General features: G+C 65.8%; 1 pseudogene. It reads left to right on the top strand.

The features are described from left to right. Nucleotides 1-234: pseudogene (locus FGF66_RS12445) on the top strand (plasmid partitioning protein); the annotation flags it as partial.

Below are 234 nucleotides of genomic sequence, written 5' to 3'. Positions count from 1 at the left end.
GCTCAATCCGGTCGATCAGTGGCGGGGCATCGAGCGTCTCGTGGCTCTCGGCTGGACCGAGGAAGCAATCGCGGTCGCTCTTGCGCTTCCCGTCCGCCAGATCCGAAAGCTGCGTCTGCTCGCCAATGTCCTGCCGGCGATGCTCGAACAGATGGCGCTGGGCGACATGCCGTCGGAACAGCAGCTGCGGGTCATCGCCGCCGCCGGTCAGGTGGAGCAGAAGGAGGTCTGGAA

The organism is Chlorobaculum thiosulfatiphilum (assembly GCF_006265165.1).
In the GTDB taxonomy this organism is placed as follows: domain Bacteria; phylum Bacteroidota; class Chlorobiia; order Chlorobiales; family Chlorobiaceae; genus Chlorobaculum; species Chlorobaculum thiosulfatiphilum.
Note: the sequence above shows the minus strand (reverse complement) of the source record. Positions and strands in the feature narration are given on the sequence as shown.